Source organism: Neptuniibacter sp. QD34_54 (genome assembly GCF_047778055.1).
Classification (GTDB): domain Bacteria; phylum Pseudomonadota; class Gammaproteobacteria; order Pseudomonadales; family Balneatricaceae; genus Neptuniibacter.
In genome coordinates this window covers 3,271,670-3,293,899 of the sequence record NZ_CP180546.1, presented here as the reverse complement: position 1 = coordinate 3,293,899, position 22,230 = coordinate 3,271,670, and the positions used below count along the sequence as shown (strand labels likewise).

The 22,230-nt window shown below is 44.6% G+C and carries 19 protein-coding genes; 18 read left to right on the top strand and 1 reads right to left on the bottom strand.

The genetic code is table 11. The annotated features are described in order from the left end of the window. Positions 1–8: 8 nt before the first annotated feature. The 18 genes from ACMXYP_RS15045 to rpoS all read left to right on the top strand — a co-directional run bounded on the left by ACMXYP_RS15045 (position 9) and on the right by rpoS (position 19,255). On the top strand, positions 9–506 hold the full coding sequence (locus ACMXYP_RS15045) for an OmpH family outer membrane protein (protein WP_415882446.1): 498 nt from the start codon (positions 9–11) through the stop codon (positions 504–506). Positions 507–520: 14 nt separating this feature from the next. After that, positions 521–1,558: a UDP-3-O-(3-hydroxymyristoyl)glucosamine N-acyltransferase gene (lpxD, locus tag ACMXYP_RS15040; protein ID WP_415882445.1), complete on the top strand. Its 1,038-nt coding sequence runs from the start codon at positions 521–523 to the stop codon at positions 1,556–1,558. Positions 1,559–1,561: 3 nt separating this feature from the next. Further along, a complete protein-coding gene (gene fabZ / locus ACMXYP_RS15035; RefSeq protein ID WP_415882444.1) occupies positions 1,562–1,999 on the top strand; it encodes a 3-hydroxyacyl-ACP dehydratase FabZ in 438 nt (145 codons plus the stop codon). A gap of 3 nt (positions 2,000–2,002) precedes the next feature. After that, positions 2,003–2,773 (top strand): acyl-ACP--UDP-N-acetylglucosamine O-acyltransferase, encoded by a 771-nt coding sequence (lpxA, locus tag ACMXYP_RS15030; RefSeq protein WP_415882443.1) that lies wholly within the window; start codon positions 2,003–2,005, stop codon positions 2,771–2,773. Between the two features lie 8 nt (positions 2,774–2,781). Then, positions 2,782–3,942, top strand: coding sequence for a lipid-A-disaccharide synthase (lpxB, locus tag ACMXYP_RS15025; RefSeq protein ID WP_415882442.1), 1,161 nt, complete (start codon positions 2,782–2,784; stop codon positions 3,940–3,942). Positions 3,943–3,947: 5 nt separating this feature from the next. Further along, positions 3,948–4,532, top strand: coding sequence for a ribonuclease HII (rnhB, locus tag ACMXYP_RS15020; RefSeq protein ID WP_415882441.1), 585 nt, complete (start codon positions 3,948–3,950; stop codon positions 4,530–4,532). A 20-nt stretch (positions 4,533–4,552) separates the two neighbouring features. After that, a complete protein-coding gene (gene dnaE, locus ACMXYP_RS15015) occupies positions 4,553–8,044 on the top strand; it encodes a DNA polymerase III subunit alpha (RefSeq protein ID WP_415882440.1) in 3,492 nt (1,163 codons plus the stop codon). A 126-nt stretch (positions 8,045–8,170) separates the two neighbouring features. Next, positions 8,171–9,130 carry an acetyl-CoA carboxylase carboxyl transferase subunit alpha gene (gene accA / locus ACMXYP_RS15010; RefSeq protein WP_415882439.1) on the top strand — a complete coding sequence of 320 codons (960 nt, stop codon included), beginning with the start codon at positions 8,171–8,173 and terminating at the stop codon, positions 9,128–9,130. Further along, positions 9,120–10,448 (top strand): tRNA lysidine(34) synthetase TilS, encoded by a 1,329-nt coding sequence (gene tilS, locus ACMXYP_RS15005; protein WP_415882438.1) that lies wholly within the window; start codon positions 9,120–9,122, stop codon positions 10,446–10,448. The genes accA and tilS overlap by 11 nt, the downstream gene beginning before the upstream one ends. Before the next feature lie 74 nt (positions 10,449–10,522). Next, entirely contained in the window at positions 10,523–12,151 is a 1,629-nt protein-coding gene (locus ACMXYP_RS15000) for a CTP synthase (RefSeq protein WP_415882437.1), read from the top strand. Positions 12,152–12,213: 62 nt separating this feature from the next. Next, positions 12,214–13,509 carry a phosphopyruvate hydratase gene (gene eno / locus ACMXYP_RS14995; RefSeq protein ID WP_415882436.1) on the top strand — a complete coding sequence of 432 codons (1,296 nt, stop codon included), beginning with the start codon at positions 12,214–12,216 and terminating at the stop codon, positions 13,507–13,509. Positions 13,510–13,638: 129 nt separating this feature from the next. After that, on the top strand, positions 13,639–13,869 hold the full coding sequence (locus ACMXYP_RS14990; protein ID WP_415882435.1) for a septum formation initiator family protein: 231 nt from the start codon (positions 13,639–13,641) through the stop codon (positions 13,867–13,869). A gap of 6 nt (positions 13,870–13,875) precedes the next feature. Further along, positions 13,876–14,922 (top strand): tRNA pseudouridine(13) synthase TruD, encoded by a 1,047-nt coding sequence (gene truD / locus ACMXYP_RS14985; protein ID WP_415882434.1) that lies wholly within the window; start codon positions 13,876–13,878, stop codon positions 14,920–14,922. Next, on the top strand, positions 14,923–15,672 hold the full coding sequence (gene surE / locus ACMXYP_RS14980; protein WP_415882433.1) for a 5'/3'-nucleotidase SurE: 750 nt from the start codon (positions 14,923–14,925) through the stop codon (positions 15,670–15,672). A 26-nt stretch (positions 15,673–15,698) separates the two neighbouring features. Then, a complete protein-coding gene (locus ACMXYP_RS14975; RefSeq protein WP_415884683.1) occupies positions 15,699–16,337 on the top strand; it encodes a protein-L-isoaspartate(D-aspartate) O-methyltransferase in 639 nt (212 codons plus the stop codon). Between the two features lie 4 nt (positions 16,338–16,341). Beyond that, positions 16,342–17,286, top strand: a complete 945-nt coding sequence (locus ACMXYP_RS14970) for a DUF368 domain-containing protein (RefSeq protein WP_415882432.1) — start codon at positions 16,342–16,344, stop codon at positions 17,284–17,286. 17 nt (positions 17,287–17,303) lie between these two features. Next, entirely contained in the window at positions 17,304–18,167 is an 864-nt protein-coding gene (locus ACMXYP_RS14965; protein ID WP_415882431.1) for a peptidoglycan DD-metalloendopeptidase family protein, read from the top strand. Positions 18,168–18,238: 71 nt separating this feature from the next. Beyond that, positions 18,239–19,255, top strand: a complete 1,017-nt coding sequence (gene rpoS / locus ACMXYP_RS14960) for an RNA polymerase sigma factor RpoS (protein ID WP_415882430.1) — start codon at positions 18,239–18,241, stop codon at positions 19,253–19,255. 55 nt (positions 19,256–19,310) lie between these two features. Here rpoS and mutS read toward each other — a convergent pair whose 3' ends face one another. Continuing rightward, entirely contained in the window at positions 19,311–21,875 is a 2,565-nt protein-coding gene (mutS, locus tag ACMXYP_RS14955) for a DNA mismatch repair protein MutS (protein WP_415882429.1), read from the bottom strand. Positions 21,876–22,230: the final 355 nt, after the last annotated feature.

The window sequence follows — 22,230 nt, the reverse complement described above, 5'->3', positions numbered from 1 at the left end:
AATAGAATATGAAATTTAAAGCCGTTTTAGGTTTTCTTTTTGCTGCATCATTAAGTTTGAATGCAAGCGCTGAAAAAGTTGCTGTTTTAGGCGTTCAGCAAGCTCTCCTTGCATCAGAAGCAGCTGCTGACTATCGCCAGTCATTAAAAGCTGAGTTCGCGAAAGAAGATAAGAAAATGCTTGATCTGGAAAAACAGGTTAAAGCTACAAGAGAAAAACTAAAGAAGAACAAAGATCTAGCGTCTGAGGCTGAATTGAAGAAAATGAGTATTCAATTCCAAAAAGTTTTTGCGGAGTACCAAAAGAGTGGTCAGGCGCTACAACAAAAAAAAATGCAACGTGAGCAGGCGTTTATTCAAGAGATGCGTCCACGTCTAGACAAGGTTATCCGTGATCTTATCGAGAAAGAAGGTTACGACGTAGTGATTGCTAAACAGGCAACTCTATTTACAAAAAAAGAACTAGATATTACTCCTCGAGTAGTTGAACTGCTTAACAAACAGTAGGCTAGCCATACTGAATGAGTTCAAATGAGTATACGCTAAAGCAGTTAGCTGAATTCCTGTCAGCAGATTTGCATGGTGATGATGATTTCAAGGTTAGTGCTCTAGCTACTTTAGAAAAAGCTCGATCTTCTGATTTGAGTTTTATCGCAAATAGTAAATACCAGAAATATCTATCTGATACACAGGCAGGAGCTGTTCTGATGGCTCCTGCGGATTTAGAATATTTTGAAGGTAATGCTCTAGTTCTTGATAACCCATATCTTGCTTATGCTCGTGTTAGTCAGCTTTTTGCTCCACCTTCTGACTCCTTAAAAGGTATTGCTGCTTCAGCGAATATTGCTGAATCTGCAAAAGTCGCAAAAACAGCCTCTATTTCTCATGGTGTTGTTATTGGCGAGCGTTCAGTCGTCGGTGATGGGGTTGTAATTGAGCCTAATGCAGTCATTGGTGCTGACTGTATTATTGGTGCTGAGTCAGTTATAAAAGCTAATGTAACCTTATATACGGATGTTCATATTGGTACAAATTGCCTCATTCATAGTGGTGCTGTTATAGGTGCAGACGGATTTGGTTTTGCCAATGAAAAAGGTAATTGGGTAAAAATTACGCAATTAGGTGGAGTTAGGGTTGGCAACAACGTTGAGGTTGGTGCTGGGACCACAATAGATCGTGGAGCTTTGGAGAACACGATAATTTCTGATGGTGTGATTTTAGATAACCAAATACAAATTGCTCACAACGTTAGCATTGGTGAAAAATCTGCGATTGCAGGTTGTACGGCGGTAGCTGGAAGCACTAAAATTGGTGCCGGTTGTACGATTGCTGGAGCATGTGGAATCACAGGGCATTTAAGTATTGCCGATGGCAGTCATATCACCGCTATGTCATTAGTTACAAAATCAATTATTGAACCAGGTGTTTATTCGTCTGGTACCGGTATGCTTCCACATAAACAGTGGAAGAAGAACGTAGTTAGGTTTCGTCAGTTAGACGATCTAGCGCGCCGCATAAAGTCTGTAGAAGATAAGATTACTGAGATTAAGGGTTCTTAAGAAATGATGGATGTAAATGAAATTCGGGAATACCTTCCGCACCGCTATCCGTTTTTACTGGTAGATCGTGTGCTGGAGTTAGAAAAGGGAGAATCCATTGTTGCGATCAAAAACGTTACCGTTAATGAGCCTTTTTTCAATGGTCATTTTCCAGATCACCCAGTAATGCCTGGTGTTTTGATTGTCGAAGCTATGGCGCAAGCAGCTGGTATCCTAGGTTTTAAAACTATGGATAAAAAGCCACAAGATGGTTCGATTTATTACTTTGTTGGCTCAGATAAACTACGCTTTAAACGACCAGTGGTTCCAGGGGATCAGTTGAAACTTGAAGCAAAAGTTATCTCTGAACGTCGTGGTATCTGGAAGTTTGATGTGCGAGCTACCGTTGAAGGTGATATGGTAAGTAGTGCAACAATTTTGTGTGCTGATAGAAAGGTTTAAATCTTGATAGATTCCCGTGCTCTTATAGACCCTGCTGCAAAGCTTGCTGATGATGTTGAAGTAGGGCCTTGGTCAATCATTGGGCCTGATGTGGAAATTGGTGCGGGCACCGTTATTGGCCCTCATGTGGTTATCAAGGGGCCAACTAAAATCGGGAAGAATAACCGCATATTTCAATTCTCGTCTGTTGGTGAAGATTGCCAAGATAAGAAATATGCGGGTGAGCCGACGACCCTGACTATTGGGGATGATAATGTTATCCGCGAAGGTGTCACGATCCATCGTGGTACTATCCAAGATGCAGGTACTACGACAATTGGTAGCCATAATCTATTTATGGCTTATGCACATGTTGCACACGATTGCGTTGTCGGCGACCATGTAATCATGGCCAATAATACGGCGATTGCAGGGCATGTACATATTGGCGACTGGACCATTCTTGGTGGTTTTACTGCAGTGCACCAATTCTGCAAGATCGGTTCTCATGTGATGTGTGGAACCAGTACAGTTGTGCTTAAGGATATACCTTCCTATATTATGGCGAATGGTAATACAGCTAAACCGCATGGTATCAACGTTGAAGGTCTTAAGCGTCGCGGTTTTAGTGCTGACTCAATTGCTCAGTTGCGCCGTGCTTATAAAACTATCTTTCGTAATAAACTTACAACAGCTCAGGCATTGGCCGAATTAAAGGCTATGGCTAATGAATGCCCTGAAGTTGTTCCGATGATCCAATCTATTGAATCCTCCACTCGTGGCATAATTCGCTGAGGTTGATTATGCCAAACCCCCTACGAGTAGGCATTGTAGCTGGTGAAGCTTCAGGCGATATTTTAGGTAGTGGTTTGATCAAAGCCTTAAAAAAACGCTACCCAGATCTCACTGTCGAGGGGATTGGCGGTGAGTTGATGATCGCTCAAGGCTGTCACTCTCATTACCCTTTGGAAAGATTATCAGTTATGGGGCTTGTGGAAGTCCTTGGGCGACTACCTGAACTTCTTGGTATTCGAAAAAAGCTGATTCGCCACTTTATTGATAACCCTCCCGATCTGTTTATTGGCGTAGATGCACCAGACTTTACTCTTAAAATGGAAGGGGAGTTAAAGGCAGCTGGAATTCCAACGGTGCACTATGTCAGCCCATCTGTCTGGGCATGGAAGCAGAAGCGCATTTATAAAATCAAGCGCACCACCGATCTTGTTCTTAGCCTGTTTCCATTTGAGGCTAAGCATTATGCACCTACTCAGCAGCGAGTCGCTTTTGTCGGTCATCCTTTAGCAGATAGTATTCCGTTCAGTGTCAACGTAGTTGAGAGTAAGAAAAAGTTTGCAGTAAAGCCCGGCGAGAAAATCATTGCGTTATTGCCTGGTAGCCGAGGTAGTGAGCTTAAATATTTGGCTGAGCCTTTTTTAGATACCGCTCGCTGGTTGAGTGAGAGGTTAGAGAATGTTCGTTTTGTGATTCCTGCTGCAAATGAAACACGCCATGATCAGTTACATCAATTGATAGTAGAAAAATACTCTGATCTTAATATTCAGCTTGTGATGAAGCATTCGCGTGATGTGATGGCGATAGCCGATAGTATTTTGATAGCGTCTGGAACCGCGACACTGGAAGCTACTATTTTGCAGAAGCCAATGGTCGTAGCCTACAAAATGGCGCCGTTGACCTATGCTATCTATTCACGAATGGTTAAATCTAAGTTCATCTCTTTACCAAATCTTTTAGCTGATGAGGCTTTAGTGCCTGAAATCTTACAGGACCAAGTAAAACCAGAAGTGCTAGGACCTGCGGTATTAAAGAGTTTGCAAGATAGTGAATACAAAGCTTATTTGCGTGATAAGTTTTCAGCAATACACAAGCAACTTCATCAAGACGCAGACGAAAAAGCCGCAGATGCCATTGAGGCGCTTTTGAAAGATAAAGGTGTGATCTCGTGAATACCATGGAATTTGATTTTTCTCAGGGGAAAAGAGTTGCCGGTGTTGATGAGGTTGGTCGTGGTCCGTTGGTGGGAAATGTCGTTGCTGCCGCTGTAATTTTGGACCCAGAAAATCCTATTGAAGGTTTGGCTGATTCGAAAAAGCTTTCTGCAAAAAAAAGAGAGCAGCTTTATATCGAAATCAAGGAAAAGGCGTTGGCATGGTGTGTCGCTTCGGCATCGCCAGCTGAAATTGATGAAATTAATATATTACATGCCTCTATGTTAGCGATGAAAAGGGCTGTCGAAGGATTAGATATCCCTGCCGAGTTTGTATATGTTGATGGCAATCGAAGCCCTGATCTAAATTGTCCTAGTGAGCCTGTTGTAAAAGGAGATAGCAAGATCCCCGAAATTAGCGCAGCATCCATTTTGGCCAAAGTCGATCGCGATAGAGAAATGGAAGTTCTGGATCAACAATATCCTGAGTACGGTTTTGCTAAGCATAAGGGCTACCCTACAGCTCTACATTTTGAAAAGCTGGCTGAACATGGCCCGTTACCAGAACATCGTCGCAGTTTTAAGCCCGTACGGGACCTGCTTTCCTAACCTTTTGAAAAGTTTGTTTTATGTCTGATCCGCAGTTTATTCATCTTCGCGTTCACACAGAATTTTCCCTAGTTGACGGCTTGGTTCGAGTCAAAGAGCTGGTTAATGCCGCTAAAGATGACCATATGCCCGCCGTTGGTATGACGGATCAAACTAATTTCTTTGGTTTGGTGAAATTCTTTAAAGCGGCAACAGGCAGTGGTATTAAGCCTATCTGCGGTTCCGACCTTTGGGTGGAGAATACGGATGAGCCCGGTGGAGAGCCTTATCGTTTAACCTTATTAGTTCGAAATGCTGAGGGTTATCTTAATCTGATGGAGTTGATCTCGCAGGCTTATGCTGAGGGTCAAAATGTCCTAGCGGATATGGCCTTGGTGAAACCTGAATGGGTAGAGGCAAAATCAGCGGGCTTAATTGCACTGTCAGGTGGGCGGAAAGGTGAAATTGGTCGTTCTATCTTAGCTGATAATGATCAAGCTGGGGCCATTTTAGAACGCTGGATGAAAGTCTTTCCAAGCAGTTTTTATCTAGAGGTTCAGAGAACAGGCAGAGTGGGTGACGAGCAGATTGTTCATGATTCTGTTGAGTTGGCTAAAACCTATAACTGCCCATTAGTTGCGACCAATGAGGTCATGTTTATTAATGAGTCAGATTTTGAGGCTCATGAAGTACGTGTTTGCATCAACCAAGGGCGTACGTTAGAAGATCCAACGCGTCCAAAAGAATACAGTGACCAGCAATATTTCCGTTCCCAAGAAGAGATGGTTGAGCTCTTCAGTGATATTCCATCCGCAGTCCAAAACACAGTAGCGATTGCTAAGCGTTGTAATATCGAGATTGAAATCGGCACATATTATCTGCCGAAGTATCCTATCCCTGAAGGGATGTTGATGGATGATTATTTCCGAAAAGTGTCTTTTGATGGTTTGGAGGAGCGTCTAGAGATCATTCTCGATAAAGAGGATCATGATTATCAAGCGAAACGCCAGGAATACATCGATCGTTTAGAGTTTGAATTGGATATTATTATCCAGATGGGTTTCCCAGGTTACTTCCTGATCGTAATGGACTTCATTATGTGGGGTAAGGCAAACGGTGTTCCTGTAGGCCCTGGTCGTGGTTCAGGTGCGGGCTCCTTGGTAGCTTATGCGCAAAAAATTACCGATCTTGATCCGTTAGAATATGACCTTCTGTTCGAACGATTCCTCAACCCTGAGCGTGTCTCCATGCCTGACTTCGATATCGACTTCTGCATGGATAACCGAGATAAGGTAATCGACTATGTAGCGCGAACCTACGGACGTGATGCTGTTTCTCAGATCGTAACCTTCGGTACTATGGCTGCGAAAGCGGTAGTTCGAGATGTTGCGCGTGTACAAGGTAAACCGTTTGGTCTTGCTGACCGACTTTCAAAACTTATTCCTTTTGAGCCAGGTATTACTCTGAAAAAAGCCTTGGATCAGGAGCCTATGCTAGGTGAGTTTATTGAGTCTAGTGAAGAGGCTCAAGAAATCATGGATATGGCGTATAAGCTCGAAGGTGTGACGCGAAATGTAGGTAAGCACGCCGGTGGTGTAGTAATCGCACCTACCAAATTAACAGACTTTGCTGCTACGTACTGTGATGAAGAGGGTAATGGCCTTGTTACTCAGTTCGATAAAGGCGATGTAGAAGAAGCTGGGTTAGTAAAATTCGACTTCTTGGGTCTGCGTACGCTGACGATTATTGATTGGGCGTTGCAAACGGTAAACCGTATTCGGGAAAAGAACGGTGAAGAACCGCTCGACATAGCTCTGATTGATCTTGAAGACAGAAAGACCTTCGATCTTCTGCAAGCCGCTGAAACTACAGCAGTATTCCAGCTTGAGTCCAGCGGCATGAAGGATTTGGTTCGCAGGCTATTGCCTTCGCGCTTTGAAGATATTGTCGCGCTAGTAGCTCTATTCCGTCCGGGACCGCTGCAATCGGGCATGGTGGATGACTTTATCAACCGTAAGCATGGTCGCGCGGAGATGGCGTGGCCACATCCTGATTATCAATTGGATTCACTGCAACCGGTACTTGAGCCGACTTACGGAATTATCCTTTACCAAGAGCAGGTAATGCAGATTGCTCAGGTAATGGCAGGCTATACCCTCGGTGGTGCGGATATGCTGCGTCGTGCGATGGGTAAGAAAAAGCCTGAAGAGATGGCTAAACAGCGGGTTTCTTTTCTTGATGGTTCTGAACAGAATGGGATCGATCGTGACTTAGCTGGGAATATCTTTGACCTAGTAGAGAAATTCGCAGGTTATGGTTTTAACAAATCCCACTCTGCAGCTTACGCCTTAGTTTCTTATCAAACGGCTTGGCTTAAGGCTCATTACCCTGCGCCGTTTATGGCGGCGGTAATCTCTTCTGATATGCAGAACACCGACAAGGTGGTGATCTTCATTGAAGAATGTCGTGTGATGGGTATTCCTCCTGCGTTGCCGGACGTTAATACCGGTGAGTACATGTTCACCGTAAACGATGAGGGTGTCATTGTTTATGGTCTAGGTGCGATTAAAGGCGTAGGCGAAGGACCTATAGAGGCAATTACGGAAGCGCGTGCAGATGGCGGTCCATTTACGGATCTATTTGATTTCTGTGAACGTGTAGGTGCGAAGAAGCTTAATAAGCGTGTTTTGGAGGCTTTGGTTCGTTCCGGTGCGCTAGATTGTCTAGGCGCAGAGCGAGCGATTCTATGGGAAGCTATTCCGGATGCGCTGAAAGCTGCCGATCAAGCGGCTAAAAACCAAGACGCAGGGATGTTTGATCTATTTGGCGAGGTAGAGGCTGAATCTGATCGATGCTCTTACGAAGACTACAAGTCGGTTAGGTCTTGGACAGATAAAGAGCGCCTCACAGGTGAGAAAGATACCCTAGGTTTATACCTCACGGGCCATCCTATTGATGAATATGAGTCCGAATTAAGGCATTTTGTTGGTAGACGTATTGTGGAGTTGCAGCCTGCCCGTGGTCAGACTCAAAAAATGGCCGGTTTGGTGGTTGATCTGCGACTGAAGAAAACCAAAAAAGGCGATAACCTTTGTTTTGTGACTTTGGATGACCGTACCGCGCGTATCGATGTAACTCTTTTTGGCGATACTTATGATGCTGTACGTGAACTTGTTCATAAAGACGCAGTGCTAGTGGTTGAAGGAGAGGTGGCAGAGGATCACTTCTCTGGTGGAATCAAGGTGCGCGTAAGTAAAGTGCTGACCATCCCGCAAGCGCGTGCTCAGTATGCCCAAGGTATCCAAGTAAAATGTAACGAAAGTCAGTTAGCTGGTAGGCGCCTGAAGGAGCTGCAGGAATTGCTTAATAGTTATAAGGGAGAGGGCTCACTGCCAGTGCAGTTGCGCTACTCTCGACCTGATGCAGAGGCAACTATAACTTTGGGCGATAACTGGCAGGTTCAGGCTAACGATGATTTGTTGATCGCATTAATGGAGCGGTTCGGAAGTGACGCTGTTTCATTAACTTATTAGTCAGTTTAACTGGCGTAATTTAGCTGTCCTGTTTGGCGTCAAGGCTTTCTCTTGTAGGGTCTGGTTCTTAATGCTGCAAACAGGTACACTTTGGACAATTTTTTTACTATTGAATAGATGAGTCATATGAATCCGAACTATCTGGATTTTGAACAGCCAATTGCAGAGCTGCAGGCAAAAATTGAAGAGCTACGTCTGGTAGGGGATTCAGCTGAACTGAATATCTCTGATGAGATTAAGCGTCTGGAAGACAAAAGCCGCACTCTGACAGAATCTATTTTCTCTGATCTGTCTGCTTGGCAAGTATCACAGTTATCCCGTCACCCTCAGCGTCCATATACATTGGACTACATCGATTATATGTTCGATGAGTTCGATGAAATTCACGGTGATCGTCATTTTGCTGACGATCAGGCTATCGTGGGTGGTATCGCACGTATGGATGAGCGACCAATAATGGTGATTGGTCATCAGAAAGGTCGTGGTGTTCAGGAACGTCAGAAGCGTAACTTTGGTATGCCTCGTCCAGAAGGTTACCGTAAAGCACTGCGTCTAATGGAAATGGCTGAGCGTTTTAAAATGCCAATCATGACCTTTATTGATACGCCGGGAGCTTACCCTGGTATCGATGCTGAAGAACGTGGTCAGTCAGAAGCTATTGCATTTAACCTAGCTAAGATGTCTCAGCTAAAAACACCTGTCATTTCCACTGTTATTGGTGAAGGTGGCTCGGGTGGTGCATTAGCAATCGGTGTATGCGATGAGCTAATGATGATGAGTTACTCTACGTATTCAGTAATTTCTCCAGAAGGTTGTGCTTCTATTCTTTGGAAGAGCGCTGAGCGTGCTGCAGATGCAGCTAAAGCAATGGGTATTACTTCTGATCGCCTGCTTGAGTTGGGCTTGGTTGATCAGATCGTAAGTGAGCCGCTTGGTGGTGCTCACCGTGATCCAGCCCTAACAGCGGCTAATCTTAAGCGTCACCTATCTGAAGTTCTAGGTCGCTTAGATGAGCTATCTACCGATGAATTGCTGGAGCGTCGTTATAAGCGTTTGATGGCATACGGTTTTGGTGGTGAAGCCTAATACAGGCAACCTCACCGCTTTACAGGAGTGTGAGCGTCAGTTTCAGGCGCTGACCTCCCGTTTTATCTCTTTCCTTGATTCGTCCTCTTCAATCTCCCGTTGGGTTATTGCCCATAGCGGTGGCTTAGACTCTCAGTTATTGCTGCATCTTGCTTGTAAGGTGTTACCGCATAGCCAAATAGTCGTGCTTCATATCAACCATAATCTCCAGGTTGAGGCAGATGGTTGGTCGGCGTTTTCCGAGAGACAGGCTGAGCTTAATGGTGTGGTTCATCATTCCGTTTCGGTCACTCCTAATAATTCCTCTGAAGTTGCTGCAAGGGATGCGCGATATGCAGCGTTTAATGACTTTATAAACGAGGGTGATTGCGTGCTGTTTGGTCACCATGCTGATGATCAAGCTGAAACATTGCTGTTTCGTTGGTTAAGAGGGACTGGCCTGACTGGCTTAAAAGGTATGCCTGAACAGCGGGAGCTGGGGCAGGGTTATTTATTACGGCCATTGCTTTATTGTTCGCGCAAACAATTGGAGCAAGCGGCAACTGAGATTGGCTTGGAATTTATTCAGGATCCATCTAATGATTCCATTGATTATGACCGCAACTTTTTAAGGCATAAGGTATTACCTGAATTAAAGCTGCGTTGGCCGCAATTGCTTGCTCGTTGGCAAAAAAATGCAGACTTGGTGGCTAAAAGTGAGTTTTTATTGAATCATTATTTAGATCAAGATTTGCGTCAGTGTTTAACTACGAGTAGGCGGTTAAATCTGGATGTATGGGGGCTTTTGATTGAGATAAAGCGTCCTGAACTGATTCGGCGCTGGGTCTATAATGAGATTGGCTTCTTGCTTAATGAGCAGCAGTTAGAGCAAATTCAGCATGATGTTATTCAAGCGCAATCGGATGCTAACCCCATTTATTTCATTCGGGAGCACTCACTTCGCCGCTTTCGCAATCATTTGTATATAGTGTCTCCATCCTCTGAACTACTCGATAATGTCGAAATATCTGAGGCTGGCTGTTGGGTGCTGGGAGACGGTGAGCTCACCATCGAATTGGCTAAACCGCTGCAGAAACCCTTGATGTTTCAGCGCCGCCAGGGTGGGGAAAGATGTGTTCCTCATGGGCAAGTGCATTCAAAATCGGTAAAAAAATTGCTCCAAGAAGCAGATCTTCCTCCTTGGGAAAAGGCTAGCTGGCCACTGATTTTTCAGGGTGAAACCGTAGTTGCTGTGCCTGGTATCTGTGTTTGTGATGGCTGGGATAAAGAAAGCTCAGGTTTTTCGCTTTTATGGCGTCCCTTATCGTTGTCTGATTAGCGCTCATTTGCTATCCTATAGCCCCATCTCGATCTTAAAATATCCTCGCTTAAACACGATCAAACAGGTTCTGCATGACGCGTTATATCTTCGTCACAGGCGGTGTTGTGTCCTCATTGGGCAAAGGCATCGCATCCGCTTCTTTGGCTGCTATTTTGGAAGCCAGAGGGCTTAAAGTAACTATGTTGAAATTGGACCCGTATATTAACGTGGATCCAGGGACAATGAGCCCAATTCAGCATGGTGAGGTTTTTGTTACTGAGGATGGTGCAGAAACTGACCTAGACTTGGGCCACTACGAGCGTTTCATCCGCACAACGATGACTAAACGTAATAACTTTACTGCTGGTCGTATCTATCAGCATGTTTTACGTAAAGAGCGTCGTGGTGATTACCTAGGTGGAACGGTTCAGGTTATTCCGCACATCACAGATGAAATTAAGCGTCGTGTAATCGAAGGCGCTGGTGATGCTGACGTTGCCCTAGTAGAAATTGGTGGTACTGTTGGTGATATTGAATCACTACCATTTATGGAAGCAGTACGTCAGCTGAAAGCTGAACTTGGTTCCGCTCGTGCGATGTTTATGCACCTGACGCTTGTTCCATACATTGCCACAGCTGGCGAAATCAAAACTAAGCCGTCACAGCACTCAGTAAAAGAGCTGCGTTCTATCGGTATTCAGCCAGATATTTTGGTTTGTCGTTCTGATTTCCCACTTCCAGACTCTTCTCGTCGTAAGCTGTCGTTGTTTACTAACGTTGAAGAGCGTGCAGTAGTGTCGCTTCCTGATGCAGATACTATCTATAACATTCCTCGAATGCTGTCTGAGCAAGGCTTAGACGATATCGTAGTGGAACGTTTCCACTTAGAGTGTACAGAAGCAGATCTAGGTGAATGGGATCGTGTAGCAGATGCTCATCTTAACCCAGAAGGCGAAGTTAAAATCGCTATGGTGGGTAAGTACATGGAGCTGTTGGATGCCTACAAATCTCTTATCGAAGCGATCTCTCATGCGGGTATCGCATTGAAGAAAAAAGTTCGCATCGAATGTATCGACTCTGAGCGTATCGAACGTGAAGGTGTTGAAATTCTAGATGGCGCAAGTGCTGTTCTAGTACCAGGTGGTTTTGGTGAACGTGGTGTCGAAGGCAAAATCGCTGCTGTTCGCTATGCTCGTGAAAACAAAGTGCCATACCTAGGTATCTGTTTGGGTATGCAGGTTGCGGTTATTGAATTTGCTCGTCACGTAGCAGGCTTAGAAGATGCGACATCTTCCGAATTTAATAAAGATGCTGAACATCAGGTAATTGGTTTGATCACTGAGTGGGCTACCTCTGAAGGTGGTGTGGAAACCCGTGGCGAAGCTGATGATCTGGGCGGTACTATGCGCCTGGGTGCTCAAGTTTGTCATCTGGCAGAAGGTTCTACTGCTGCTCAAGCTTACGGTAATACTGAGATTACTGAGCGTCATCGCCATCGTTATGAAGTGAACAACAACTACGTTGAGCAACTGGAAAGCGCTGGTTTAAGAATTTCTGGCCGTTCTGTTGATGGTGAGCTCGTTGAAGTGGTTGAAGTTGCAGATCACCCTTGGTTTGTCGCTTGTCAGTTCCACCCAGAGTTCACATCCACCCCGCGTGATGGTCATGGCTTGTTCAAAGGCTTCATTCAAGCTGCATTAGATCAACAAGCTAAACAGTAAAACGAATTAAGGATTGGGGGCTTGATGCCCCCAGAACGTAAAATTTCTGGAGTTATTTCCCCATGGCACAGATCTCTGATATCAAAGCCCGCGAAGTACTGGATTCTCGTGGTAACCCAACAGTTGAAGCTGATGTAATTCTTGCATCTGGCGTGATTGGTTCTGCCTGTGCGCCTTCTGGTGCCTCAACGGGTTCTCGCGAAGCGCTTGAACTGCGTGATGGTGATAAAGGCCGTTACCTAGGTAAAGGCGTACAAAAAGCGGTTGCAGCGGTTAACGGTGTTATCCGTGAAGCGCTAACGGGCATGGATGTAACAGATCAGCGCGCGCTAGATAATAAAATGCTAGAGCTTGATGGTACTGAAAACAAAGAAAACCTAGGTGCAAACGCAATCCTAGCGGTATCTCTTGCAGCGGCAAAAGCAGCAGCTACAGAAAAAGGTATACCTCTATACGCTCACATTGCAGAGATTAACGGTACTCCAGGTCAGTTCTCTCTACCACTACCGATGATGAACATCCTTAACGGTGGTGAGCATGCGGATAACAACGTTGATATCCAAGAGTTCATGGTTCAGCCAGTAAACTTCGACAAGTTCTCTGAAGGCTTGCGTTGTGGTGCAGAAATTTTCCACGCACTAAAAGCTGTTCTAAAAGCAAAAGGCCTAAACACTGCGGTTGGTGATGAAGGTGGTTTTGCTCCAAATCTTGCATCGAACGAAGAAGCTTTGGTTGTTATTAAAGAAGCAATCGATAAAGCGGGTTACGAGCTAGGAAAAGATGTAACGCTAGCATTAGACTGCGCTGCATCTGAATTCTACAAAGAAGGTAAATACGACCTTTCCGGTGAAGGTAAAGTCTTTGATGCAGAAGGCTTCGGTGATTACCTTGCAGCACTAACTGAAAACTACCCAATTGTTTCCATCGAAGATGGTCTGGACGAGTCTGATTGGGATGGTTGGGCTTACCTAACTAAGAAAATTGGTGACAAAGTGCAGTTGGTTGGTGATGACTTGTTCGTAACTAACACGAAAATTCTGTCACGTGGTATCGAGCAGAGCATCGGTAACTCAATCCTGATCAAATTCAACCAGATTGGTTCTTTGTCTGAAACGCTAGACGCAATCAAAATGGCGAAAGATGCAGGCTTCACAGCGGTTATCTCTCACCGTTCTGGTGAAACTGAAGATACAACTATTGCAGATCTAGCAGTAGGTACAGCTGCAGGCCAGATTAAGACAGGTTCTCTATGCCGTTCTGACCGTGTAGCTAAGTACAACCGTCTTCTACGTATCGAAGAAGAGCTAGGTGACGGCGCAATCTACAACGGCCTTTCTGAAGTGAAAGGTCAGGGCTAAGCGTAGTACCCTACGTAATAGTCTGATATAAAAAGGGGGCTTAATGCCCCCTTTTTTACTTATAAGAAATCTATGTATCGCTGGTTGGTTGCCCTTATATTATTTTTGATACTCGGACTGCAGTACAGATTGTGGTTTGGGGAGGCAAACCTGCGCGATATTTGGGCTCTAAATGCCAAAATAGAACTGCAACAAGGCATTAATCAAGAGCTTAGTCAGCGGAATAGTGAGCTAGAAGCCGAAGTTCTAGATCTTAAAAAGGGTAATGCTGCTTTGGAAGAGCGGGCTCGTAGTGAGCTTGGTATGATCAAAGAAGATGAGTCCTTTTTCCAGCTGGTGGAACCCGCCTCAGAGAAGTAACCTTTTATGACATCCCTGCCTACAGAATTTACATATCTCAATGAAAAGCCTACTGGTTCTGCAGTGATCCGCAGTTGCTCAGAGGATTTTCAGGTTATCGAACAGTTAGGGTTTGAGCCTGAAGGATCAGGCGAACATGTGTTTCTTTATATTCGCAAATGCGGTGAAAATACTGATTGGGTTGCTAGGCAATTAGCAAATTTTGCCCAAATAAGCCCTAGAGATGTTAGTTATGCGGGTAAAAAAGATCGTCATGCTGTAACTGAACAATGGTTTTGTGCGAAATTCCCGATCAAGCGTAATTTGAATTGGAAGTTATTTGGTGGCGATAGCATAGAGGTTCTTAAAGCAGTTCGGCACCAAAGAAAGTTGCGTCTAGGTACTCTTCAGGGGAACCGCTTTAAATTGCGACTTCGCCAGATTACTAATATGAATGAACTGCAGCAGCGCGTAGATTATGTGGCTAAAGAGGGTGTACCCAACTATTTTGGCGAGCAACGGTTCGGTCGGGACTATGGTAATTTAGATAAAGGGATCGCGCTGTTGCGCGGCGAATATCAGGAGCGGCAAAGAAATAAGAAGGGGATTTATATCTCTGCTGTTCGCTCTTGGGTATTTAATCAGGTTTTATCTCAAAGGTTAGATCAAGGCTTGTGGAATAGCATTCTTGATGGTGATGCATTGATGTTGGCAGGAAGCCAAAGCTGTTTTGTCGAAGATGAAGCGACCGATGAATTACAGCAACGTTTAACGGATAAAGAGATTAATCTTACCGGCCCAATGTGGGGCGGTGGAGATATGCTACCAAATGCTGCAGCTGAAAAATGGGAGCAAGAGCAGGTCGGACGCTGGTCTGAGGTCAGTGATTTGCTTGAAAATCTAACGTTAAAACAAGAGCGTAGATCTCTTCGATTGCTTCCCCAGCAGTTAGAAATTAATGTGATTAATGAGACTGAATGTTGGCTTGAATTTGGCCTGCCTTCAGGGGCATTTGCAACCAGTGTATTGCGGGAGCTCTGCAATGTTACCCAGCCTGAAAGTAATGAGGGATAAATGAAGATACTGATCTCTAATGATGATGGTGTCTATGCACCAGGCCTTGCTGCTTTAGCAAGAGCCTTAGCCGAGGTTGGAGAAATTCTGGTGGTTGCCCCAGACCGTAATCGTAGTGGTGCAAGTAATTCGTTAACGTTGGATCGTCCACTAGAAGCCTTTGAACATGAAAATGGCTTTATTGGGATTAACGGTACTCCAACGGATTGTGTGCATTTAGGTAGTTCAGGTGTATTCGGTTTTGAGCCAGATATTGTTGTTTCTGGGATCAATGCTGGCCCTAATTTAGGCGATGATGTTATCTACTCTGGGACGGTTGCTGCAGCAATGGAAGGGCGCCATCTGCGATTCCCTGCCATTGCTATATCTTCTGGAGAGTTTCATCCGGCGCATTACGACTCTGCGGCTCAAGTTGCTCGAGAGTTGGTCGAAAATATACAGTATCTAAATGTAGCTCCTCGTACAGTTATTAATGTTAATGTTCCCGATTGCTCACAGAATGACTTTGCAGGTATTCATGTAACGAGACTGGGTCATAGAACCTGTGCTGGTAAACCTATCGCAACAGAAGACCCTCGTGGCAAAACTCGATATTGGATTGCTGGAGCGGGTCCTGCCGCTGATGCAGGCCCTGGAACAGATTTTTACGCATTAAAAGAACAATGTGTTTCTATTACACCCTTGCATGCAGATATGACGCAATATTCGGGCATGGATAATGTGGGTGATTGGTTGGAGAATAATTTTTGAACGATCAGCAATTACGCGGAATAGGAATGACTTCGCAGCGAACAAGGGATCGTTTGATTAATCGATTAAGAGATCAGGGAATCCAGGACGAGAGTGTTCTGGATGTGATGAGAAATACACCAAGGCATATTTTTATTGATGAAGCCTTGGCTCATAGGGCATATGAAGACACGGCTCTGCCAATTGGTTATAACCAGACTATTTCGCAACCGTTCATCGTTGCGAAAATGACAGAGGTGCTTTTGTCAGAAGGCCCTTTGCAAAAAGTCCTAGAAGTGGGGACTGGTTCTGGTTATCAAACTTCGATTTTAGCGCCATTGGTTGGTCAGTTGTACAGTGTAGAGCGTATCAAACCGCTTCAGGATAAAGCGCGAGAGCGTTTGAAATTAATTGGTCTAAATAATGTACAGTTGAAGCATACAGATGGAGGCATGGGCTGGTCTGCGAAAGCGCCTTATGATGGTATCTTAGCTGCTTGCGCACCAGAAACTGTGCCTGAAGAGTTAAAGCAGCAACTAGCAGTTGGTGGCCGCTTAATTATTCCTGTAGGTGGCAGTGATTCCCAAAAACTGAATCTTGTTATCAGATTATCTGAAGATGAGTTCAGTACTGAAATTTTAGATTGTGTGAAGTTTGTACCTTTGTTAAGTGGTACGGTGAGGTAGTAAGTTGAAGCAAGAAGGAAGAACGTGGCGCGACTATTTAGCATTGTCGGGCAAAGGGATGATGATGGGGGCTGCTGATGCGGTGCCAGGAGTATCGGGTGGCACGATTGCCTTCATGACAGGTATTTATGAAGAGCTTATTTACTCTTTGAAGCAGTTTGGGCCAGAAGCTTTATTTGTGTTGTTCAAACAAGGCCCTGTTGCAGCTTGGAAACATGTTAATGGCACTTTTTTGCTGACGCTTGTGTTAGGTATTTTCGTCAGCTTGGTGACCGTCGCAAAGGTAGTGCTCTTTTGGTTAGCTGAATATCCTGAGCTACTGTGGTCGTTCTTCTTTGGCCTGATTTTGGCTTCAGTATGGTCTGTCTGTAGGCATATAGAGCAGTGGGATAGTAATAGCTTTACCGCGTTTATCGCCGGAACTATTGCTGCCTATATGATTACTTCTATCTCTCCAACTTCAATAGAAGCTACGCCTTTGTTTATCTTTTTGGCTGGTATGGTGGCTATATGTGCCATGATTTTACCGGGTATCTCAGGTAGCTTTATTCTTCTATTGCTGGGTATGTACACACCTATCTTGATGGCAATCAAAAACATTGAGCTATTTACCTTAGGTGTTTTTGCTGCAGGCTGTGCTGTTGGACTATTGAGCTTTTCTCGGGTTTTAAGTTGGATGTTTAGTTCATTTAAAACAACGACTTTAGCTTTGTTAGGCGGTTTTATGCTGGGCTCTCTTAATAAAGTATGGCCGTGGAAGTATACAACTGCTTACACCATCAATAGGCATGGTGAACAGGTACCTTTAGTGCAGGAGAATATTTCGCCGTTCTCGTTTGAGTCTATGACTGGGCAACCTTCATTTGTTGTATATGCTGTTGGTTTAATGATTGTTGGCGCTGCAGCTGTATTGTTGATTGAGCGAATGGGTCGGAGGTCAGAGGGCTAGAGGCTGGGTATAGTTCAATGGGCTTGAAGGGTTATCTGTTACTGTGTTGCTCATTTCTGCTGGTTGCATGTGGAGGGAAGACCTATGCGCCAGTAAGCGATCGTTCGGTACCTGTTTCTGCTCAGCCTCAACCTAACCAATATCAAGTTCGTAAAGGTGATACTTTGTATTCTATCGCTTTTAGATATGGGATGGATTATCGGGAATTAGCTAAAAGGAATGGTATATCCAGTAATTACAATATTTATCCTGGTCAGAAACTGAGTTTGAAGCCTGTACCGAAAAGCACTGTTTCAGAATCGATTGTACGCGATGCTTCCATCGTTGCGCCAAAGCCGACAATTGTTTCTAGTCGACAAGAAACGACAAATAAACCTCAGAGTACCGCTCCAAAAGTTGCTGCTGAGCCGGTAACTAAGCCTATAGCTACTGCAAAAGCTGAACCACAAAAAGTGGTAGTCAAACCTGCCTCTAAAGCTAAAACCAAGCCCCCAAAAGTTGTTGTTGGTCCAATTAAATGGGGATGGCCTGCTTCCGGTAAGATCGTATCTACGTTTAAAACAAAGGGAACAGTTAATAAAGGTATTAACATCGCTTCCGCTTATGGGGCTAAGGTCACGGCTGCGGCTAAAGGCCGAGTTGTCTATGCTGGAAGTGGTTTATTAGGTTATGGTAATTTAGTTATCGTTGACCATAATCAGCAGTTTTTAAGCGCTTATGCACATAATAGTCGTGTTTTAGTCAAAGAAAATGATATGGTTGAGAAAGGCCAGAAAATTGCGGAAATGGGAAATTCCGGTACAGATCGCGTGATGCTCCATTTTGAGATACGTCGTGATGGTAAGCCGGTAAACCCTCTTCGATATCTGCCGAAACAATAATTATAAGAAAACATAAGAATAAAAATAACTAATAAACGCGTGATAGCACTGATTGGTTAAGGGAACGGGCAATGGAAAATATCGATAATAACTGCAAAACGGATGTGCAGGATATCGCTGTTGAAAGCGAAGAGCTGACAGAGGAAACTCATGATGAGGATACAGAAGGAACGCCTCAGAAAGAAGAGCCTGAGTTTCTAAATAGTGGTCGTGGGCGCGGTAGTATGGCTCATAAAGACCTTCTTAATGCCAAAAACTTGGATGCAACCCAACTTTACTTGAATGAAATAGGCTTCTCGCCGCTATTGAGCGCGGAAGAAGAGGTGTATTTCTCTCGTCGTGCCCTTAAAGGGGACGAAGCAGCGCGTAAGCGCATGATCGAAAGTAATCTACGCTTAGTCGTTAAAATTGCGCGTAGATATATCAATCGCGGTTTAACTCTTCTCGATCTCATAGAAGAGGGGAATTTAGGGTTAATTCGTGCCGTAGAGAAATTTGATCCAGAAAGGGGATTCCGTTTCTCTACTTATGCAACTTGGTGGATTCGACAAACAATTGAACGTGCGATTATGAATCAGACTCGTACCATTCGATTACCTATCCATGTTGTTAAAGAGCTGAATGTATATTTACGAGCTGCAAGAGAGCTAGCGCAAAAGTTAGATCATGAGCCTTCACCGGAAGAAATTGCTGAACTAGTAGACAAGCCGGTTGAAAATGTTGAGCGGATGTTAGGCCTGAATGAGCGTGTAAGTTCTGTTGATACGCCAATGGGTAAAGATTCTGACAAGTCTTTACTTGATACGATCCCTGATGCAGTCTCTTCAGATCCGGCAACGCTACTTCAAAATTCAAATATCAGTGGTAATTTGGATAAATGGCTGGATGCTTTACCTGAAAAGCATGCGGAAGTGTTATCACGTCGATTCGGTCTCAGAGGTTATGAGATGAGCACTCTGGAAGAGGTTGGACGCGAAATTGGTCTAACACGTGAGCGTGTTCGTCAAATCCAAGTTGAAGCTTTGCGTAAGTTGCGTGATATCGTTGAGAAAAATGGTTTGAGCGGAGAGGATTTACTACAGCAGTAAACTCAAGTTCACTCATAAAAAAACCGCCAATTGGCGGTTTTTTTATGAGTGAACCTTAAACAAGTTCTTTGAGTTTATAGAGAAAATCTAGCGCTTCTCTTGGAGAGAGGTCGTCGGGGGATATTTTCTTTAGCTCTTTCAGAGCTTTCGGTTCCGGTGCGGCGAACATATCATTCTGAACTGGAGGTGGTGGCGTGCTTAATTGAGCGCTAACTGCTACATCTTGTTCGAGTTGCATTAACTTGGATTTTGCTTGTTGAATCACAGGCAAAGGAACACCAGCCAGTTGTGCGACTTGCAACCCATAGCTCTGACTTGCAGGCCCTTCTTTAACTTCATGTAGGAAAACGATGTGATCGTTGTGCTCTACAGCGGTTAAGTGCACATTGAAAACCGAATTAGCCTGATCAGGCAAACTAGTTAATTCAAAATAGTGAGTTGCAAACAGAGTAAAGGCCTTAGTTTCCCTAGCAAGATTGTCTGCGCAGGCCCAAGCGAGAGATAAGCCATCAAATGTACTTGTACCGCGGCCTACTTCATCCATCAATACTAGGCTGCGTTCTGTCGCGTTATGCATGATGTTGGCGGTTTCGGTCATCTCAACCATGAAAGTTGATCGTCCACCTGCTAGATCATCAGATGATCCCATTCGGGTGAAGATGCGATCAACAATGCCAATTGTTGCAGCTGAAGCTGGAACATAACTACCAATATGCGCAAGTAGGGTAATTAGCGCTGCTTGGCGCATATAGGTAGATTTACCGCCCATGTTCGGACCTGTAATAACGAGCATCTTGCGCTCAGTGTCCAAGTCTAAATCGTTGGCTACGAAAGGCTCTGTTAATACAGTTTCCACTACGGGGTGTCGGCCACGCTGTATTTTGATCTGCGGTGTATCTGTCAGTGTCGGTGGAACGTAATCTAGCGTAGTGGCACGCTCTGCAAGGTTAGCGAGTACATCTAGCTCTGCAATAGCGGAAGCTGAATCTTGTAGATCAGCCAGCTCTTCAGCAATGGTTTCTATCAGGGATTCGTAAAGCGCCTTTTCACGGGTGAGTGCTCGGCTTTTTGCTGATAGTGCCTTGTCTTCGAACTCTTTTAGCTCTGGCGTAATATAACGTTCAGCATTCTTAAGTGTTTGGCGGCGAATATATTCAGCCGGCAATTCGGCATTTTGTGCCTTGCCTATCTCAATAAAATAACCGTGTACGCGGTTATAACCTACTTTCAAAGTGGCAATACCGGTACGATCCCGCTCTTTCTGTTCTAACTCTAGTAAGTAAGCTCCAGCGTTTTCGCTAATGCCGCGTAATTCATCTAGTTCTGCATCGTAACCATCAGCTATAACACCGCCTTCACGAATGACTACCGGCGGGTTTTCTATTACCGCTTTGGTTAGCAGCTCTGCCAAGTTTGGAAATTCTGAAATCTGCTCAGATAATTCGTTCACTAACGGGGCATTGGCTGCTTCGATTTGCTGCTGAAGCAAAGGTAAGGAGTTAAGAGATGTTTTTAATCGTTCCAAATCGCGCGGGCGTGCTGATCTAAGTGCAATACGGGCTAAAATGCGCTCGCTATCACCAATGAGTTTGAGAGTGCTTTGGACCGTTTCGAAGTGATAGTTATCAATCAACCACTGAATCGAGGCTTGACGTGCACATAGCGTTGCTCTGTCTTGAATCGGACGGTGAAGCCAGCGTCTTAGCAGGCGGCTTCCCATAGGTGTGCGACATTTATCAATGACTTTGGCGAGTGTATTATCAAATCCGCCAGATAAATTTTGATCAAGTTCAAGGTTTTTACGCGTAGCCGCATCCAAAGCTACACAGTCATTATGTTGTTCAATCTGAATGCGCCTGATATGAGGTAGTGAAGTGCGCTGGGTTTCTTTCGCATACTGTAATAAGCAACCCGCAGCAGTTGTTGCGACCGCTAGATGATCGCAACCAAAACCACTCAAATCTTTAACTTTAAATTGTTGGCATAACAGATCGTTGGCAGTATCTGCTTCAAAGTGCCAAGGGGATTGCGGGCGCAGGCCTTTGCGTTGGCTTAATACGTCATGTAGCTGGCTATCTTCATTGAAGAGCGTTTCAGAGGGGCGTAAGCGCTCAAGTTCACTCATAAGCGTGTCTTGATTATCAATTTCCATCAGGCTAAAACGACCCGAAGCGATATCTACAATAGCCAATCCATAAGTGTCGCTAGACTGATTAATAGCTACCAGTAAGTTATCTCTATTTTCATCAAGAAGTGCTTCATCACTTACGGTGCCTGGTGTGATGATTCGCGCAACTGCTCGCTCTACAGGTCCTTTGCTGGTGGCTGGGTCTCCTACTTGCTCGCATATAACTACGGATTCACCTGCGCGAACAATTTTACCAACATAGTTCTCCGCAGCATGGTAAGGGATGCCCGCCATAGGGATAGGCTCGCCGCCAGATTTGCCGCGGGCGGTAAGAGATATGTCTAACAGATCCGCCGCTTTTTTTGCATCGTCATAAAACAGCTCATAGAAGTCACCCATCCGATAAAACACCAATTGATCAGGGTGTTGTGCTTTGATGCGTAGGTATTGCTGCATCATTGGTGTATGCGTGGAAGACGTTTTGCTGCTCATATAAAAGGCTTACCAACTTTAGTTAACAGGCATTATTAAGGAGCAGTATTGTACGTGAATAAATCTTACCAACCCAGTCCATAGAGGGAAGCTCTAGGTGCAATGGGGCGTTGGCAAGTTGTTTGATGTGGGAAAAATGGAAATTTATTTGGGAAAATTACCTTGCGAATATTTCATGGTAGCTAGATGCTGAATTTATATTTAGGCTCTTCTAAATTAGCAAACATCTTGTTTGTTGGTTGGTTGTATGCCAAAAGGGTTTTAAATTGATACCAAGGTTGTTAGTTGTGTATGAATTGATCTCATGTATACCTTTGGGCCTAGGTCTAATCTAGTTCTGTTGGAGGGTTGAATT

What these genes read in the sequence shown, in the direction of transcription:
- dnaE (WP_415882440.1), top strand. Translation starts at nt 4,553, where the DNA reads ATGTCTGATCCGCAGTTTATTCATCTTCGCGTTCACACAGAATTTTCC.
- lpxD (WP_415882445.1), top strand. Translation starts at nt 521, where the DNA reads ATGAGTTCAAATGAGTATACGCTAAAGCAGTTAGCTGAATTCCTGTCA.
- rnhB (WP_415882441.1), top strand. Translation starts at nt 3,948, where the DNA reads ATGGAATTTGATTTTTCTCAGGGGAAAAGAGTTGCCGGTGTTGATGAG.
- ACMXYP_RS14975 (WP_415884683.1), top strand. Translation starts at nt 15,699, where the DNA reads ATGACTTCGCAGCGAACAAGGGATCGTTTGATTAATCGATTAAGAGAT.
- fabZ (WP_415882444.1), top strand. Translation starts at nt 1,562, where the DNA reads ATGATGGATGTAAATGAAATTCGGGAATACCTTCCGCACCGCTATCCG.
- truD (WP_415882434.1), top strand. Translation starts at nt 13,876, where the DNA reads ATGACATCCCTGCCTACAGAATTTACATATCTCAATGAAAAGCCTACT.
- lpxB (WP_415882442.1), top strand. Translation starts at nt 2,782, where the DNA reads ATGCCAAACCCCCTACGAGTAGGCATTGTAGCTGGTGAAGCTTCAGGC.
- ACMXYP_RS15000 (WP_415882437.1), top strand. Translation starts at nt 10,523, where the DNA reads ATGACGCGTTATATCTTCGTCACAGGCGGTGTTGTGTCCTCATTGGGC.
- rpoS (WP_415882430.1), top strand. Translation starts at nt 18,239, where the DNA reads ATGGAAAATATCGATAATAACTGCAAAACGGATGTGCAGGATATCGCT.
- ACMXYP_RS15045 (WP_415882446.1), top strand. Translation starts at nt 9, where the DNA reads ATGAAATTTAAAGCCGTTTTAGGTTTTCTTTTTGCTGCATCATTAAGT.
- surE (WP_415882433.1), top strand. Translation starts at nt 14,923, where the DNA reads ATGAAGATACTGATCTCTAATGATGATGGTGTCTATGCACCAGGCCTT.
- ACMXYP_RS14965 (WP_415882431.1), top strand. Translation starts at nt 17,304, where the DNA reads ATGGGCTTGAAGGGTTATCTGTTACTGTGTTGCTCATTTCTGCTGGTT.
- accA (WP_415882439.1), top strand. Translation starts at nt 8,171, where the DNA reads ATGAATCCGAACTATCTGGATTTTGAACAGCCAATTGCAGAGCTGCAG.
- mutS (WP_415882429.1), bottom strand. Translation starts at nt 21,875, where the DNA reads ATGAGCAGCAAAACGTCTTCCACGCATACACCAATGATGCAGCAATAC.
- eno (WP_415882436.1), top strand. Translation starts at nt 12,214, where the DNA reads ATGGCACAGATCTCTGATATCAAAGCCCGCGAAGTACTGGATTCTCGT.